22 protein-coding genes and 3 tRNA genes are annotated in these 16,180 nt (G+C 44.6%); 11 read left to right on the plus strand and 14 right to left on the minus strand.

What is annotated here, in order from left to right:
• The 3 genes from QXF64_00270 to QXF64_00280 form a co-directional block, all read right to left on the minus strand.
• A complete protein-coding gene (locus tag QXF64_00270; GenBank protein MEM1688933.1) occupies positions 1-711 on the minus strand; it encodes an ABC transporter ATP-binding protein in 711 nt (236 codons plus the stop codon).
• Between the two features lie 35 nt (positions 712-746).
• Positions 747-824 (minus strand) — tRNA-Met (locus QXF64_00275).
• Between the two features lie 38 nt (positions 825-862).
• Positions 863-1,210, minus strand: a complete 348-nt coding sequence (locus tag QXF64_00280; protein ID MEM1688934.1) for a hypothetical protein — start codon at positions 1,208-1,210, stop codon at positions 863-865.
• A 40-nt stretch (positions 1,211-1,250) separates the two neighbouring features.
• Here QXF64_00280 and QXF64_00285 point away from each other — a divergent pair, with 40 nt between their 5' ends.
• Both QXF64_00285 and QXF64_00290 read left to right on the plus strand, forming a co-directional pair.
• On the plus strand, positions 1,251-1,580 hold the full coding sequence (locus tag QXF64_00285; protein ID MEM1688935.1) for a hypothetical protein: 330 nt from the start codon (positions 1,251-1,253) through the stop codon (positions 1,578-1,580).
• 64 nt (positions 1,581-1,644) lie between these two features.
• On the plus strand, positions 1,645-2,358 hold the full coding sequence (locus tag QXF64_00290) for a site-specific DNA-methyltransferase (protein ID MEM1688936.1): 714 nt from the start codon (positions 1,645-1,647) through the stop codon (positions 2,356-2,358).
• Positions 2,359-2,388: 30 nt separating this feature from the next.
• On the opposite strand, the gene QXF64_00295 is transcribed toward QXF64_00290, so the two are convergent.
• The 9 genes from QXF64_00295 to QXF64_00335 form a co-directional block, all read right to left on the minus strand.
• Positions 2,389-3,063 carry a R.Pab1 family restriction endonuclease gene (locus QXF64_00295; GenBank protein ID MEM1688937.1) on the minus strand — a complete coding sequence of 225 codons (675 nt, stop codon included), beginning with the start codon at positions 3,061-3,063 and terminating at the stop codon, positions 2,389-2,391.
• A complete protein-coding gene (locus tag QXF64_00300) occupies positions 3,047-3,286 on the minus strand; it encodes a hypothetical protein (GenBank protein MEM1688938.1) in 240 nt (79 codons plus the stop codon). The genes QXF64_00295 and QXF64_00300 overlap by 17 nt, the downstream gene beginning before the upstream one ends.
• A complete protein-coding gene (locus QXF64_00305) occupies positions 3,283-4,767 on the minus strand; it encodes an N-6 DNA methylase (GenBank protein MEM1688939.1) in 1,485 nt (494 codons plus the stop codon). The genes QXF64_00300 and QXF64_00305 overlap by 4 nt, the downstream gene beginning before the upstream one ends.
• A gap of 294 nt (positions 4,768-5,061) precedes the next feature.
• Positions 5,062-5,149: transfer RNA gene (locus QXF64_00310), tRNA-Leu, on the minus strand.
• Between the two features lie 40 nt (positions 5,150-5,189).
• On the minus strand, positions 5,190-5,969 hold the full coding sequence (locus QXF64_00315) for a DNA-directed RNA polymerase subunit D (protein MEM1688940.1): 780 nt from the start codon (positions 5,967-5,969) through the stop codon (positions 5,190-5,192).
• Between the two features lie 2 nt (positions 5,970-5,971).
• The gene (locus QXF64_00320) at positions 5,972-6,367 is read right to left on the minus strand and encodes a 30S ribosomal protein S11 (GenBank protein MEM1688941.1); all 396 of its coding nucleotides are present in this window, start codon (positions 6,365-6,367) and stop codon (positions 5,972-5,974) included.
• Positions 6,367-6,873, minus strand: coding sequence for a 30S ribosomal protein S4 (locus tag QXF64_00325; protein ID MEM1688942.1), 507 nt, complete (start codon positions 6,871-6,873; stop codon positions 6,367-6,369). The genes QXF64_00320 and QXF64_00325 overlap by 1 nt, the downstream gene beginning before the upstream one ends.
• Positions 6,870-7,358: a 30S ribosomal protein S13 gene (locus QXF64_00330; GenBank protein ID MEM1688943.1), complete on the minus strand. Its 489-nt coding sequence runs from the start codon at positions 7,356-7,358 to the stop codon at positions 6,870-6,872. Before QXF64_00330 ends, QXF64_00325 begins: the two co-directional genes overlap by 4 nt.
• A 78-nt stretch (positions 7,359-7,436) precedes the next feature.
• Positions 7,437-7,521 (minus strand) — tRNA-Ser (locus QXF64_00335).
• 87 nt (positions 7,522-7,608) lie between these two features.
• On the opposite strand from QXF64_00335, the gene QXF64_00340 reads away from it, so the two are divergent.
• The 4 genes from QXF64_00340 (at position 7,609) to glyS (ending at position 11,858) form a co-directional block, all read left to right on the plus strand.
• Entirely contained in the window at positions 7,609-8,223 is a 615-nt protein-coding gene (locus tag QXF64_00340) for a hypothetical protein (protein ID MEM1688944.1), read from the plus strand.
• Between the two features lie 20 nt (positions 8,224-8,243).
• Positions 8,244-9,362, plus strand: coding sequence for an amidohydrolase family protein (locus QXF64_00345; protein MEM1688945.1), 1,119 nt, complete (start codon positions 8,244-8,246; stop codon positions 9,360-9,362).
• A 68-nt stretch (positions 9,363-9,430) separates the two neighbouring features.
• On the plus strand, positions 9,431-10,264 hold the full coding sequence (locus QXF64_00350) for a CBS domain-containing protein (GenBank protein ID MEM1688946.1): 834 nt from the start codon (positions 9,431-9,433) through the stop codon (positions 10,262-10,264).
• Between the two features lie 46 nt (positions 10,265-10,310).
• Positions 10,311-11,858, plus strand: coding sequence for a glycine--tRNA ligase (gene glyS / locus QXF64_00355; GenBank protein ID MEM1688947.1), 1,548 nt, complete (start codon positions 10,311-10,313; stop codon positions 11,856-11,858).
• Here the strand turns inward: glyS and QXF64_00360 are convergent.
• Positions 11,808-12,767, minus strand: coding sequence for a hypothetical protein (locus QXF64_00360; protein MEM1688948.1), 960 nt, complete (start codon positions 12,765-12,767; stop codon positions 11,808-11,810). The two genes, glyS and QXF64_00360, sit on opposite strands and share 51 nt — an antisense overlap.
• A 313-nt stretch (positions 12,768-13,080) precedes the next feature.
• Here QXF64_00360 and QXF64_00365 point away from each other — a divergent pair, with 313 nt between their 5' ends.
• The 5 genes from QXF64_00365 to QXF64_00385 all read left to right on the plus strand — a co-directional run bounded on the left by QXF64_00365 (position 13,081) and on the right by QXF64_00385 (position 15,446).
• Positions 13,081-13,596: a winged helix-turn-helix domain-containing protein gene (locus QXF64_00365; GenBank protein MEM1688949.1), complete on the plus strand. Its 516-nt coding sequence runs from the start codon at positions 13,081-13,083 to the stop codon at positions 13,594-13,596.
• 318 nt (positions 13,597-13,914) lie between these two features.
• Complete coding sequence (locus tag QXF64_00370; protein ID MEM1688950.1) at positions 13,915-14,256, plus strand: helix-turn-helix domain-containing protein; 342 nt, start codon at positions 13,915-13,917, stop codon at positions 14,254-14,256.
• Positions 14,257-14,298: 42 nt separating this feature from the next.
• Positions 14,299-14,586, plus strand: coding sequence for a hypothetical protein (locus QXF64_00375; GenBank protein ID MEM1688951.1), 288 nt, complete (start codon positions 14,299-14,301; stop codon positions 14,584-14,586).
• Entirely contained in the window at positions 14,583-15,140 is a 558-nt protein-coding gene (locus QXF64_00380; GenBank protein ID MEM1688952.1) for a DUF998 domain-containing protein, read from the plus strand. Before QXF64_00375 ends, QXF64_00380 begins: the two co-directional genes overlap by 4 nt.
• Positions 15,141-15,185: 45 nt before the next feature.
• The gene (locus QXF64_00385; protein ID MEM1688953.1) at positions 15,186-15,446 is read left to right on the plus strand and encodes a PqqD family protein; all 261 of its coding nucleotides are present in this window, start codon (positions 15,186-15,188) and stop codon (positions 15,444-15,446) included.
• Here the strand turns inward: QXF64_00385 and QXF64_00390 are convergent.
• Positions 15,403-16,173 carry a 6-hydroxymethylpterin diphosphokinase MptE-like protein gene (locus QXF64_00390; protein ID MEM1688954.1) on the minus strand — a complete coding sequence of 257 codons (771 nt, stop codon included), beginning with the start codon at positions 16,171-16,173 and terminating at the stop codon, positions 15,403-15,405. The genes QXF64_00385 and QXF64_00390 overlap by 44 nt on opposite strands.
• Positions 16,174-16,180: the final 7 nt, after the last annotated feature.

Genomic DNA, 16,180 nt, shown 5'->3' on the forward strand with positions numbered 1-16,180 from the left:
TCAACCACCCGTCAGTCTTATGTAAGCTCTTTCCAGTGAGCCGTACTTCCTCTTCAGATTTCTCACGCTGTTGAACGCTTGAAGTCTTCCTTCATTCATGATTGCGATTTTATCACAAACCTGTACGACTTCATTCAGCAGATGAGATGACAGGAGAATGGTTTTTTCTCCTTTTATAGACTTCAAAATGTTTCTGATTTCCACCATCCCTTTTGGGTCAAGACCGGAAGATGGTTCATCTAAAATTAGAATGGGCGGGTCGTGAAGAAATGCCTGAGCGATCGCGAGCCTTTGCTTCATTCCGCTTGAGAAATTTTCGATTTTGACTTTTGCCCACTTTTCCAGCCCAACCATTCTGAGGACTTCCTTAATTTTTTCCTTCAGGTTTTTTACGCCCCGGAGATGTCCAAAATATTTCAAGATCTCCTCCGGTGTAAGAAACGGATAGAACTCTGGGGTTTCAACAATCACGCCCAAATTTTCGACCGCCGCCTCATGCTCTTCGATGACATTGAAGTCGTTGACATACGCTCTTCCTCCGGAAGGTCTTATGAGCCCGCACAGAAGCTTTATGGTTGTGCTTTTCCCGGCTCCATTCGGGCCTAGAAGCCCGACGCTTTCTCCCCGCTTTATTTTCATGTTTAGATTGTCCAGCGCGAGCAGCTTCCCGTAGTATTTTGTTAGATTTTCGGTCACAATCGCTTGCGGCATCCAGATTAATGAGATTTGCCGAATTTAAAGGAAAATGGTAGCGGGGGGAGGACTTGAACCTCCGACCTCCGGGTTATGAGCCCGGCGGGCACTCCACGCTGCCCCACCCCGCTCCAATATGATTATTTACAAGTTTTGTGGGATAAAATATTTACCGAGGTTTTCTCATCAGATTTCCAATCATTACACCCATTGCTCCTCCTATCCCAGCAAGCATGATATCTCGGAGAATCATGAAAGCGACGACAGAGCAGAATTCGCCAAGTCCAACGATTATATCGGGATCCCTTAAGCCGATGAAGAGCCCGAGAGCTAACAGGGTGGAAAGGTTCATGAGAAGGCCGGACATTCCCCCTCCTTTGAATCCGTCCATTGCTCCTCTCCCGGTTTTCGATAAAAGGTAGCCGGCGAGCATGCCGCCGATCAACAATCCAAAGAGTCCAATACCAAAGAATTGACCGATTAGTCCCATCATTAGGCCGTAGATGACTGGACGCATGAAGCTCTTGTCGCTCCTAATGGCGAGGAGGACAAAAAGTATGAGCCAAGTTAGCCCGGCGAAGATAGAATATCCGACGAGGAATGCTGTGTCTGTCACGGAGAATAATGGAATAGATGGATTTTTACCTTTTTCTGAGGGTTTTCACTTTAAGCTAGTAGCCACTTTCAATCCCATTTTCAGGGACGTTTCGCCACAACTGTTGTATGATGTGTTCAGGCATCAAAGAATTAGGACGTATTTTGGAGGCAAAAAAAGGGAAAAATGTAAAAAGATTGGAATTTATAGTACGGGAAAGAGTCCTAAACCACTTGTAGAACCCCACCGTGCTCGTTTTTTCTTTAAAAAGGACCTCCACCCAGAAGATTGAGGGGGAGAAAAATGAGTCATGCTAGATGCCGAAAATATTTAGACTACATGAGAAGAGTATTTTTATGAAAGAAGGGATTTATATGAAAAATGAACGTGAACTCAAATTTCCCGACGATTTTATCAACAAAATAATTTGTGGTGATTGTTTTGTATTAATCAAGAAGATACCAGATGGTTGTGTTGATGCGATTATCACCGATCCCCCTTACGGATTGTATAAGGAAGGAGTATGTAGCGATGAAGATTTGACTACTTTCTATAAAGTGCTCCCCGAATGCTACAGGGTTTTAAAAAAGAATGCTTTTTTTATAACATTTTTTAGCACAAAATTTCTTCCCAAGTTATTTAAGAATAATCCCTTCACTTATTTTTGGCAAATTATACTCTACTGTCCAGAGGGAGCAGTTAAATCACCAATAGGGATTACAAAGTATATGTCTTGTCTTGTTTTCAAAAAAGGAAATCCACGGATTGTTTTGCGAAATAAAGATATTTTTGTTGATACTCCTGGAAAAATGATTGAACCTGACGAAGGCTTCATAAATCATCCGACCCCAAAACCAAAACATTTCATAAGGGAGATTCTACGAATGTTTACAAAGGAGGGAGATCTAATCCTAGATCCTTTTATTGGTAGCGGAAGCACTGCGGTAGCTTGTAAACAATTAAACAGACGGTTCATCGGTTTTGAGATCAACGAAAAATATTGCCAACTTGCAAATAGAAGATTATCATCACTTAATCTTTTTTCTAAAAAAAAGATTCAACTGCGATAACTAGTTCTTCTTTGCGAATAGAATCCTAAGTTAAACGCCATGAAACTTTTTCACAATAGATACGATGTCTTTCAAATGCTTCTTGGACATCACGGAGAATCCTTTCATGAGTTCAATGATATGTTCTTCTGTGGGGAACCATAATACCACCTCATTTCGGTGTGCTGGTCTATCTACTATAGGATTACGATCAAGTTTAGATATAACACTTCTTATCGGAATAAAGATATATAACATAGCCTGATATCCTACTGCTTTCTGTTTGTGTCTTAGTTCAATATGAATAAATGATCCGTCCGACAGCTGTTTTCTTAAGATTGGCGCTTTCTTGTACAGTAAGGTAAATCCTTCGAATTTCTTGGCTTTCTCGTCTTTTTCTATATTGATAAAAAAAGTTTCCTCGAAGAAAACATCTCTATTTTTTAGATAACTGTATAATTCTTTTATCCTAGCTTCATTTATTACTTTTTTAGTGACTAATAATCTAAACATTTCCCCTAACTCCACAAGCCGCCTATTTTCATCAAAGTAAGAAATCTGCCATTCTATATACCAATTCTCTCTTAAATTTTGTGATCTAACGCTACCTATTGGACTTCCATCTACATCTTTAACTCTAACTAAACTTGTTTGTAAAGTAATGGGCAACTCTACGACGATTTTTCTCGCCTTCTCGTCATAAAATACATTACATTTGATATTCATTTTCGCTTCCTCCCGTTCTCAAACATTTTCCAACCTTTGAGACAACAAAGAATGTCTTTAATTCTTGATAGGCTACTATTTTAAAAAAATCACGCTTCTGGATTTGGTGGTCTAAAATTTTGTCCGCAGATTTTTCGCCATTTATTCTATTTTTCCACAACTTTTTAGTTTGAGTTGAAGAAAATCCTACAACGATTTTATTTTCTTCAACTTTTACTCTCATAATTTTTCTTCTCCTGATATTTTTTCGACCATTTCAATGGCTTTCTGGAAAATTTTTCTCGCCCTGTCCTCATTTTGTTGTCTGCACTTTATCATTTCTAGATAGTATTCTTTGAATTTTTGCAATTGGGCCTCAGAGGGAATTGGAACAACCAAATTTTTCAATAGGCGTTGTGGTATTGTAACTGTTCCAACACCTCTTTTCAACGCGTTTATTTGAGAAGTTCCATATTTTGATTGCAAGTAAAACGCCAAGTAGTATGCAAGCGATTCTTTCTTTGGTCTGATGATGTATATCCAATCATCGGCAACTCCTTGTTCATCTGGCGTAGTAACAACTGCAGCTCTACCTATACAACCAACGCCCACGCGAACAAAAAGAAGATCACCTATTTTGACATGCGCTTTTGGGTGGTACATCTCGCTGTTTGGGTCGATATAGTGTCTGCCTCGATTCTCTCTGCTAAAATCTATTCCCAAAGGAGTAACAGTTTTCGCAGAAATGAAGCGAACCCCTTTAGTTACGAATTGCCTTTTTGGCCCATATTTTGTTTTTCCACAAAACATTTCCGAAACTAGCTCGCCCAACTTCACTATTTTTTGATTGCTCTTCAAGTGGATGGGTACAAAGTAAAATTCTGGGGACAAGACATCAACATTGGTTTTAATCCAAAATGCTGGAGGGTTATTCATCTTTTTTTTCTCTTGGTAAGCCCTCAGAACTAAAGAAAGGTCTTCAAGCTTGTTCACTATTCCCATGAAGATATTACCATCATCATTTTCAGCATCCTTTTTTGCGAACAAAACATTAGTTTTTGACGTCGTGTTTTTTGTCCCCCGAAATATTCCTCTTGGAAGGGAGATTATGCCAAGAATCGAAGTGTTACTATTGATAAATTCTCGCACATCTTGAAGTAAAACATTAGAAAAGATGCTTGAAGGTAGGATAATTCCTATCACTCCACCACTAGAGGCCAACTGTATAAACCGCTCTAGAAAAAGGATTTCTATTGCTTGACTTTTTCTCCCTTTCCCAAGTTCAAATTTTGATAAAATTTCTTTGTCCTTTACTCTCCCATATTTCGCACTAAAAGGAGGATTACCCACTACGATGTCTGCATGTCCCTCCAATTCTTCACTTAATGGAAGGAGCCCATTTCTCGGAGCAAAAATCTCGCATGCAGTCTTCAGATTGTCGGGTATTATACTCTCGTCAATATCGATTCCTACAATCCGATTGATTTTTTTCTTGATTAAAGCTTTAAGGAAAACCCCATCGCCGCAAGCAGGATCAATGGCAAGTTTGGGTCTGCGATCCAAAGATATGACTGCGAAATCTACTATGAAGTTTGCTACTTCTGGGGGGGTCATGAACTGTCCAAACACCTTTTCTTTTCTCGCAAAGTGTTTTTCTTTTTGATTAATTTCTTTCAATATTCTTCCCCTTAAGTTCGTTGTGGGATAAGCTTCGGGTTCATACATCTTCTCCTCAAAATATTATTAAGAGATGAGTAAAAATAAAATTTAACCCCCCGCTGGCCAGTCTCCTCATTCGGGGCAAATCATCTCTCAAGCCCAAGAAAGACTCCTATAGTCGAGTCCAGAAAATCGAAAGGAAGGACGGAGACCAGCACCCATCCTCTCCAGCCTCTTCCTTCCAAGGATATCTTCACTTCCTGGAAGAGATGACCTCCTCCGGGGAGGCCCCTTAAAGCAAATCTTGGTGGAGAAAGGGGGAATTGTAAGCTCCCAGAAGGGAGATTTAAACAAGTTAGATGGTGCGGGGGAGGGGATTTGAACCCCCGAACCCCTACGGGACCAGCGCCTCAGGCTGGCACCTTTGACCTGGCTCGGCCACCCCCGCCAATTCTAACTGGAAGAAAACTTTCCTTTAACTTTTATGCCTATTTAAACGCCTTGCCCGCGTCTTCAAAACCCTTACGCAGACTTTCCACCGCCTTCAGCACGATCTCCTCAGGAGGAAGAGCTCCGCTAGACTCCACCTTGAATATAAACTTCGTCGGATCTCCTTTCACCTCTATCGCATTCCTCGGACAGACCTCCACACATGCGCGACAGAGTATACATTCCATGAGTCTCTTCACCTTCAGTTCCTTCTCCTCCACCGCTAGCACTTCTCTCGGACAGGCCTCAACACATTTTCCACACCCGTTGCACTCTTTCCCCACTTCAATGACGGGGAAATATCTGTAAAACACGAGACCAGGCATCCATTTCGCATGATCTTTTCCAAGCCCCAGCCTAGCATAAATGTTCAGCACGAGCCTTTGTCCTGGCTGAAGCTCTACTATTGGAATCTCATTCGAGACCGGCACGACTTCTTTATCAGACGATTGTATGTCTCCGCTTTTCACGATCGCTGGTCCTTCCACATCCAGAGACATCTCAACAGTGCATTTTGGACACCCTTTTCCACCACATTTGCATTCATCCGGGAGAACGTATCCTTTTGCCGGAGTCCTCAGCGGGATCATCGCAAGTCTGTGAGCGATTATCTCGTCGTAAAGAGGAGACTCATTTTCAATTACTTCGATTTCATCAACCGCCATCGTTGGAACTTCTCCGATAGCGGCTCTCCTAAGAGAGTTGGCGAAAGCCGGATCACTCCCATTCAGGATGAACTCAAGCTTTAAACCATCCTTTTTGACGATTTCGATTTCCATCCTTACACTCTCCTTCCCCTTCTTCCTCCTGGTTTTCTAGTCCCGTCATGCGGTATGGGTGTTACATCCTCTATCCTCCCGATTTTTAAACCTGCTCTAGCGAGTGCTCTTATCGCCGCCTGAGCACCCGGTCCTGGAATTTTCGGTCCGTGTCCTCCAGGAGCCCTGACTTTTATGTGTACGCCAGCTATTCCCTTATCCATCGCCTCTTGCGCAGCCTTCATGGCAGCCTGAATTGCAGCGTAGGGAGAAGCCTCTTCCCTGTCCGCTTTGACCATCATCCCTCCAGAAGCCTTCGCAATCGTCTCCGCACCGGTTAAGTCAGTTATGTGAATGATCGTGTTGTTGAAAGACGAATAGATGTGCGCCACTCCCCACTTTTCTCTCTGTTCAGGCATTACTCACCAGCCTCCACCGCGGCGCCTTTTCCAATTTTCTCAAGCGGAAGGGTGACTTCTATTATATCTTCCTCGGCAACTGGAACCATATAGCTCGGAGATTTCATAGCTCTTCCGCCGATCTTTACATGTCCGTGGACAATCATCTGTCTGGCCTGCTTTGGTGTTCTTGCCAATCCTTTCTTGTAAACTATCCATTGAAGATATCTCTGGATGATGTCTTCGACTGTCAAACCAAGGACATCGTCAAGTGTTGCGTTTTCCCCAACCAGCCCAAACTTCTGCAACCTTCTTATGAGTGCTGCCTTCTCCTTCTCAGCCTGCGGGTCGCTCCTCGCCATTAGCTCCCTAGCCTGTGCTCTAAATTTCCTAAGAACTGTTTGCGCCCTCCAGATCTCTCTCTTTCTTCTCAAACCGTATGTTCGCAAGAGCTTGTCTTCTGCATCCATCCTTGCCTTGTCCCAAGGATGCCTTGGTGTTTCATATTTCTTCTTAATCCTCCTCATTTCTTCTTCTCCTCCTTCTCTTCAGCCTTCGGTTGAGCTCCTTTCTTTCTAACAACTCCAACCGTCATTCCTCTTCTACCAGTGGTTCTGGTTCTCTGCCCTCTGACAGGCAACCCGAGCTCGTGTCTGATGCCCCTTCTGCTTCTTATTCTTTTCTCTCTGTCGATGTCCATCTTCACATAGAAATCGATTTCCGGTCCGACGAGATGCATATCCTTCCCGGTCTCATAATCCTTTCTCCTGTTGAGCATCCATGCGGGAATACCATGAGCCAATGGATCCTTTAGAACATCTTCTATTTTCTTCACCTCCTCTTCCGTAAGTGTTCCGATTTTCCTGAATGGGTCGATGTTTGCAGCATATGCCACCGCTCTCGCTAAACTAAAACTCACTCCCTTTATCCCGAGCAAGGCATGGTGAACTGCCTTTTTTCCGTCTAAGTCATGCCCCGCGATTCTGACTATGTGCTTTATCTCTTCTGCCATCTTTATAGACTACTGACGTAAGGGTTTTAATCCTTAGGCTTTTCTCCTTTTGTGTGATTTTTCGGTGAAAAACTTGAGCGCCGGGGGAGGGATTTGAACCCTCGAGGCCCAACGGGCCACGAGCTCTCCAGGCTCGCGCCTTACCTGGCTAGGCTACCCCGGCTCCAATTCTAAAAAATCCTCCACTTTGAATATAGTTATCGAAGGAAAAAGACATGCTTTTATTAGTTGTCTCGGTTATTTGTTATCGATGTACGGCTTTAGCGGAACAGTTGTAGGAGTTGTGTGCAGAGATGGAATAGCCCTGGCTTCGGATTCTAGAGGAGTAGGCTACTACATGATTCTAAGCAAGCGTGTCAAGAAAATCTTTCAACTGGAGGAGAAGATCGGTGCAGCGATTTCGGGTAGCACAGGTGATGTTCAGAGTTTTGTCAACTTACTCCGGGCTGAGGCAAGGCTTTATCGCATTCACAACGAGAGGTCGATGTCTACTAAGGGAATCGCTCAAATGGCGTCAAATATCCTTCACGAGAGAAGGATTTTCCCATACATCCTAGAAGCAATCATTGCCGGGATAGACGGTGAGAAACCTGTGCTATACTTTTTAGATCCGGTCGGAGGGAAGCTGGAGGAAAGAGAATTTGCTGCTGGCGGAACCGGAGCATCCGTTGCGTATGGGACTCTTGAGAAAGAATTCAAGCCCGGGATTAGTGTGGAAGAAGGGGCGAAACTCGCCGCGTCTGCCATAAAGACTGCGATAGAAAGAGACGCCGCGACGGGAGACAGCGTTGTGGTTGCGGTCATCGATGGAAGAGGTTACCGGGAACTCTCAGAGAAAGAAATAGCAGATTTACTTAAACAGTAGATTTCATGTCGTCCTCGCTGGTGCTGTCGAATGTTACAATTTTGGAGGGCGATGACCTATCTCCCGTAAATGGATATCTCGTCATAAAGGACGGAAAGATAGAGAAGATTTCAGAGGGATTCCCTCCAAGCTTCTCAAAAGATCTGAAAAGATCGATTATAATCCCGCCCTTCCTCAATGCTCATACTCATCTTGGAGATTCAAGGTGGAAAGAACTTTACATCGGGAAGACGCAGAATGAAGTCGTAGGACCGGACGGTCTGAAGCATAAACTCCTGAAAGAGGCAAAGGAAGATGACCTCGTTATGGCGATGCGAAACTCCATTCGTTCAATGTTGATATCTGGAACGATAGGCTTCTGTGACTTCAGAGAAGGAGGTTTAGCTGGACTGAGGTTGCTGAAGAGAGCCACCATTTCACAAATTCGAAGTTTTATTTTAGCAAGAGGCAACACTTTTGACGAATGCATTGAGGTTCTCAGAGAAGCAGATGGAATGGGGATGCCATCTCTAGATTTCTTACCTTGGCAGGAGCTTGTCAAGGTTGCGCGTGAAACGAGACGTCTTGCCAAGATTTTTTCTGTTCACGTTTCGGAGACGGCCGAAGCTGAAAGAAAATCCATCAGGGAAAGAGGAGAGGGAGAACTATCTGTGGCTCTGAAACTTCGTCCGAGCTTCTTGGTTCACGGGACTCACAGCAGTAGGGAAGATCTGAGAAAGGCGAAAAAGAAGAAAGTCCCGGTAGTCTTCTGTCCTAGAGCAAATAGGCTTCTATCCGTAGGCTCCCCTCCGATTTCCCAAGCCTTGGAAATAGATCTCGAGTTCTGGCTTGGCTCAGACAACGTGTGCGTTTGCGAGCCGGTGATGTTTGATGTTCTCAGCTCTGCTTGGGAATGCGTAAGGCTGGATAACCCACGAGCAGGTAGTGAAGAGGCGCGTCGTCTACTGATATCCGCCACAGTTTCTCCTTCAAAGTTTTTCCTCAAAGAGGGCGGCATTAAGGAGGGCAAAGACGCAACTTTTGTGGTTCTAGCTAGGAGAGAAAATCTGCGGTATGTCGAGGATATTTACGCGGGCATAGTGAACCGAGCCAATGTTAACAATGTTCGCTCATTTTTTGTCTGCGGAAAGGAAGTTTAATTCCGAGATTAGATTTATTTAGTATAAAAACCAAAAATATTTTGAAAAATTTTGCGGGGAGGAGATCCGTGAAGGTCAAAGATGCGATGACTCGCGAGGTCAAATGGGTAGAAGTGCCGGGAGTCTCTTCAGACGCTCTAGACCTCATGAAAAAACTCGGCACGAATGCGGTCCCGGTCGTTCGGAAGGACACGGAGGAGTTTGTTGGCATGGTTTCAGCTCAAACAATTCTTGAGAATCCGGATGAGAATCAATTAGCCATGCTTGTCGACCGCGATGTTCCAACTATTTCTCCTGACGCAGATCTCGGCGAGGCAGCAAAACTGATGTTTGAGAAAAACGTGCGCAGACTCCCAGTTCTTAAGGAGAAAAAGCTTGTGGGGATTCTCACCGTAAGAGACATCCTAAGGAGAGTAATAGCGGCCATGAATATAGACAAGCCGGCTGAGGAGTTCATGCGCCCCCATATGATTGCGGTTTGGGACGGGACCCCCCTGAAAGTTGCCGTTCACCTTCTCAAGCTTTCGGGCTTTCGTGTGCTCCCCGTGATAGACGATGAGGGTAAACTGGTGGGTAAGCTGAGCGACACCGACGTCTTAAAAGTGTCCGATGTGGACATTTCCTCGACCGTTGGACAGCTCACGGGCAAAAGTGAAAGTGATAGCTGGGCCTGGGACACCGAGGCGCGAATCTACATAACAAAAAAAGAACTGAAACTTCCAGATAAACTCGTGAGGGATGTCATGTCGCCAAAGCTCATAACGATTTCTAGGAGCACACCGGTCGGCGAGGTCTCGAGAATGCTCGCCGAGAGCAGAGATAATGAGGCGTTCGTTCTCGGCAGCTCAGAGGAACTTTTGGGTCTGGTTAGGGACATCGATCTGCTTAAAGTCCTTTTCTGATTCCAAAACCGTTTTTATTGATGCGAGCACTTGAGATTTGGAGAAGATGGCAGAAGCAGAAGACTTGATGGATTTGCTCATCCGTAGAGGATTCCTCTGGCCAGCTTTCGAGATATACGGTGGAGTGGCAGGGTTTTACGACTATGGTCCTCTCGGCTCGATTCTCAAATGGAAAATCATAGATCAGTGGAGAAAAATATATGTTTTTGAGGAAGGCGCAATCGAAATTGATAGTCCGACTGTGACTCCAGAGGAGGTTCTGCGTGCGAGCGGCCATGTCGAACATTTTCTGGACCTGATGGTTGAGTGCAAAAAGTGTGGTAGCGCTTTCAAAGTTACAGATTTTTTGGCGGAGGCAGCGGGAGTCAACGTTGAAGGCATGAGTAAAGAGGAGATTTCCCGGATAATACGGGAAAGAAACTTAAAATGTCCGGATTGCGGCGGGGAGTTCGGCGAGGTCTCCGAATTCAACACGATGTTTAAGACGGCGATTGGGCCTGGGAGCAGAAGGATAGCATATCTGAGGCCTGAGACTGCACAGGGAATATTCATCAACTTCAGGCGTCTCTTCAGGATTGCAAGGGGAAGACTCCCACTCCCGGTTGTTCAGATCGGAAGAGGATACAGAAACGAAATTTCTCCTAGGCAGGGTGTGATCAGGTTGCGAGAGTTTACGATGGCGGAGGCAGAGGTTTTCTTTGATCCGAAGAATCCAAATCATCCTAGGTTTGGAGAAGTAAGGGATGAGAAGCTTAGGCTATGGCCGGCTAAAAATCAAATGGATGGAAAGGGCGAAATCGAAGTTACGGCGGACGAATCTGTGGAAAAGAAAATCGTTTGTAACGAGTTGATGGCTTACTATCTCGTTCTTACAAAGAGATTTTTGAAGAAATTGGGGATCCCTGAAAACGCGATACGTTTTAGAGAACAAACCCCTGCCCAGCGAGCTCACTATTCATCGGAAACCTGGGATGCGGAGGTTTTCACACGCAGATTCGGCTGGGTGGAGGTCGCTGGAATCGCATACAGAACGGATTACGATCTCTCCAGACACATGAAATACAGCGGAGAAAATCTCACGGCGTTTATAGAAAACCGAAAGGAAAGCGTGATTTGTCATGTTGTGGAACCTTCTTATGGTATAGATAGGCCTCTTTACTGCGCTCTTGAGCACGCATATGTGACTGACGGCGAGAGGAAATATCTCAGACTTCCGAAAGAGCTGGCTCCAGTCGAAGTGGCTGTTTTCCCCTTACTCAAAAAGGACAGACTCGTCGAAAAAGCTAGAGAAATATGGGAAAATCTCCGGAGAAGCGGATTTCTCGCTGAGTACGATGATAGCGGGTCAATAGGCAGGAGATACGCGAGGGCGGATGAAATAGGTACGCCATACTGTGTAACCGTCGACCATCAAACGCTCGAAGATTTGACTGTCACCATAAGGGACAGAGATTCGACAAAGCAGAGGAGAATCAAGATTTCAGATCTTTCTCAGGTTTTGCGTGGCCTCATTTCCGGGTCGTTGGACTTTTTCTCTGTAGGGTCAGAGTATAAAGGCCGAGAGGAAGGGGAGCACGAGGAAAACGAAAATTAATGTGGTATGAAACATCAGAGCTCCATAATATTCTACATCCAGTTTGAAATTTTTGGCTAGGATGAGATTGAAAGTTCCCGGAGGCATGGCGGAAAGAAGAAGCGCGGCTTTCGGAGTCAGTGCACTTTTGAAATCAAAACCCAGTAAAAGAAGCGTAAGAGATGTGGCGAGAGGCCCGATTATGAACCTAAACAAACTTACTCTTGATAAATCACGTATGTGGCTACGTGGACCCGTGACGGTGAGCAGATAACCAGTGAAGAGCAGCATCAGGGCTAGAAAGACTGGTGACAGGTAGAGGTCAAAGAATTCTATGGCATAATCAGAGATATGAATGTTTAAAAACAGAAAGAAAAAAGCCACGATTGTTGCGAAGACTGCAGGAAAAGAAAAGACTCTCGCTAGAAGTGGGGGAATTCTGCTACCGCGGCCCGTTAGCATGTTGCAGAGGAGAGTTCCGATGAAGACATGTAGAATGGAGACACCCAGCGCGAACGCGATAGCCGGGGCGAGATATTCGCTTCCTAAAACGGCGTAGACCGCGGGCAGACCGAGATAAGCGACATTCATGAACCCGGAATTCAGCGAGATTGCAAGAATCTTCTCTTTACTTTCTTTCCTCAAGAATGATATCAGGATAGACAGCAGGAGACAAACGGAGGAACAGAACATTCCGATTAGAAACGCCGCTAGAAAGCCCGTGATCTCACCTGTTTCAAGCTTCATAATGGAGATAAATGCAATCGACGGGAGTATTGCCCAGACTGCGAATATATTCACGGATTCGAAGAAATGCTCCACTGGTTTTTCAATTTTCTTCCCTTTCGCAAGCATCCTAGTGAAGAGTCCTAAAAACACAAAGACCAAAATGTAGAAGATTTCGATTACCGGTTGCAATGGTTTGATCATCCGCTCATTCTCGTTTTTGTGTCTTTTCTACTTTTTGCAGGAGCTAATTTCGGCGCGTGAAATGACTCTATGTAGAGTTAGATGTTTCGCCAACCTCTCACAGGATTTTTCATAACAATCGAGATTTCGTACGTCCATATCTCTCACACTCGACCCAACTCTTTTCTAGTCTGTTTATCGCTTCTTGGCTTTTCATTTCTGCTACCTTTTGTTCACTAAATGAACGCTCTTCTCACAAATGTTTACTTTATGATATATACAAAAAGATAGATAGCTTTAAATATATCCACTAAAAGATACATAAATGGGGGGTATGCGGAAAAAAGCGCTATGGCTGATATTTCAAGAAAAACCGTCAAGATTATTGCTCTTTTTGAAAGAAACAGGAAAAAAAGTTTATCAAACAGAAATTTCTAAAAAAATTGACGCGACCTTTGCCCATACGTTGAGAATTCTAGAAAATATGGAAAAAGCTGGGCTAATAAGGTCAGAAAAGGAGGGAAAAGTCAAATATATCTATCTAACGGACGTAGGTTCGGAGGTTGCTGCTCAGATAGAGACCATCAGACGGTTGATTGAAATATCCGAGATCGAGCAGAAAATAACTAATATATACGAGTCAACTGTGAGAGGGAAGCTGCCGACAGAGATCGACCGAGAAGCGGTGAAAAGGGAGTACATCGGACTGAAAAGAAAGCTGGCAACCTTTTTCTCGGATCCAAACCATTTCATAGCTCTGAAGTCGAGAAAAGTAGCCGCCAAGATCGATATGATACTCGCGGAGGTCCTAGGCCTTCCACCGGGGACGGAATTTACTCTTCAAGAGTAATCTACCGAAAGATGTCCAAGCATAATTTGGCTTTCGGATGGCATTTGAGGGGGATGAACTCGGCTAGTTACCTTTTAAAAGGTAATTCGCTTGAGGCGCTGAAGGGTGGTGTCCGCGAGATTATTACGCTTGAAAGGTATTTTTGATACCTATGAAAGGTATTGAAGACTTGGAATTACTTTTGATGAAGGACAAATTACTTTTTAAGAGTAAAAATGAAGAATGTGGAGTAACCGTTACCTTTTATAAGTAATCAGCTAAAAGATAATGTGAAAACGAGAAAAAGGCTAACAAAACCGGCAGAGGGAGGTGGGAGAAATGGAAGAGAGAGGTCCGGAGAGGCTGCTCATGCTGGCATATGGGAATCATCCGAGAAGTGCTTCGCTAAAGCCAGAGGCGGTCAAACTGCTGAGAGTCTTGCGAGAGGGTCCAAAGACCATGGCAGAGCTGGCAGGCGCTTTGGGGATAAACATCGAAACTCCAGGTGGAAAGAAACACTTTTTCACACTCATCAGGCCGCTTAGAGAAACGGGAATGATCGCAGCGAGAAGAGCCGGTGGAAAAACGATCTATCAGTTGAGCTTTGACGGTTTCAACCAGTTCTGGAAAGAAGTGAGAAAGGAAGCGGAGTACTGGCTTCAAGAAAAGTCAGAAGGATAAGTGAAAATCTTTAAATTCTGCGGTAGATTGTGGAGGGAGAAAATGACGAGAAAGACGGGTAAAGCTTTACAGCGGGCGAGACTTCAGATGCGTGCAGCCAAGTTAGCTAGAATCAAGAGAGAACTAGCCGAGCACGGAGTAAGTTTGCGGCCATCCAAACCACCCAAGAAGGCCTTGAAAGAAAAAGAGGAGGAAATAAAGAAACTTTACCAAGAACTTTTCCCGACAGAAGCCGAATCCATCGAAGAGGAAATAGAGGAAGTCATAGAGCCTAAGCCAAAGAAAAAGGAGAAACCAGCAGAGGAGACGGGAGGGCAACAGCAATCTTGAAGTCCAGATATCTCGGATTAACTGCCCCAATTGTCGCCTTTCTCTCAATCATAATCTCGATCATTCTTTCTCCAGGTTTCTCATTTACGAACAACGCTCTGAGCGACCTGGGTGTGTGGAAAAATCACGGCATAATTTTCAACGCAGGGCTCGCGATTTCCGGATTCATGATTGTCATTTTCTCTGCTGACATGTTCCGGAGAGCCCGCAGTCCTTGGAAATCAGTTTCCGCATCCACCATTCTTGTTGGAATCTTCCTCGTCTTTGTTGGAGTTTTCAATGAAAACTTTGGAAAGATACACTTTCTTTTTTCAGTTCTCTTTTTCGTTTCTCTCGCGTTTGTGATTTTGCTTTCTATTTTTCTACTGATTCGTGCCAGGCAACATCTTTCTGCAATGATTTTCTCTCTTCTCTTTCTTTGCGCAGCGGCAAGCTGGCTGTTACCGCTTATTGATGTCGTCAGCAATGTGGCGATCCCGGAGACAGTTTCGGCTTTAGTCGGGTGTGTATGGCTAATCTGGTTGGCTTTAGACAGCCCTCTCAGCAACCTTTAAATAGGGAAAAAACGAGCATTCTTCACAAAATCAGAGGTGTGATATTTGGCGAAACTCAAAAAGAAGGGAAGTCTAGGCAAGACGGAGGAGGGGGAGCTGGTTCTCGTAAACGACGAGGGACAGGCTTTTTCTGCAGGTGAAGTCGTTATCTTCGTCTGGGATATGTGCGACGGCGAGATTTCGGAGGAGGACCTTTTGAAAAACCTCTGCGCAGAACTCGAAATAGACGTCGAAGCCCTGAGACCCGTGCTTGAGAGACTTCTTAAAAATCTGGAGAAAGCGAATCTTCTGGAAATAATTGATTAAAAAACTTCGAAAGCTCCTCAACCTTCATCTTAGGGATAGAGGGTAGTCTATTTTCCCCAGAGGTGATGTTTATCAGTGGCGCGCCCAACTCTGCCAACCATGAGAGAAGTTCTCCACAGATTTTCAATTTTTCGATTTTCCTAGTTGGATCTTTCTTTCCAGAGAACAACCCGATCTTTTCGCCGAGATCCATCCCCGCGAGCAGGATTTTTGCAGCTCCGAGCTCGTGGGCCATGAAGGCTCCCCTATCCCCGTCCGTAAACCCCCCAAAGTTGAAAAGTTTTCCGAAAGGTCTGGTCTGTGTGGTCCCGATTATTCTACCATTCCTCACCGTCTGCATAAATCTTTCCACTTTTTCAAGATTGTCTCCATGTGCGTGAACAACTATCCAAGCCCCGGATCTCCAAGCCGAGATTTGATCTTTCACATTTCCGTCCAAATCTGTAACGATTATTTCCGGAACCTTGTATCTGAGAACGGCAGATGTTGCTCCGTCGGCAGCAATTATCGTCAGACGCATCATCCCATGCTTTTCAAGATTTTCTAGATCCTTCTGGATGGAAGGCCCAGCTCCGGCTACTACGCAGGACTTACCACGGACGATCTTTGTAAGCCCAGCAATATCCGGTTCTGGAAGAAGAGACTCAAGAACCGCGGCAGCTCTCAAATCTGCTTCTTTATCGATTCGAAGACGCTCAGCTATTTCAAGATATTTTGGAGCCCACAATTCCCAT

It is taken from the genome of Candidatus Hadarchaeales archaeon (assembly GCA_038823825.1).
Lineage (GTDB): Archaea > Hadarchaeota > Hadarchaeia > Hadarchaeales > Hadarchaeaceae > JAVZGN01.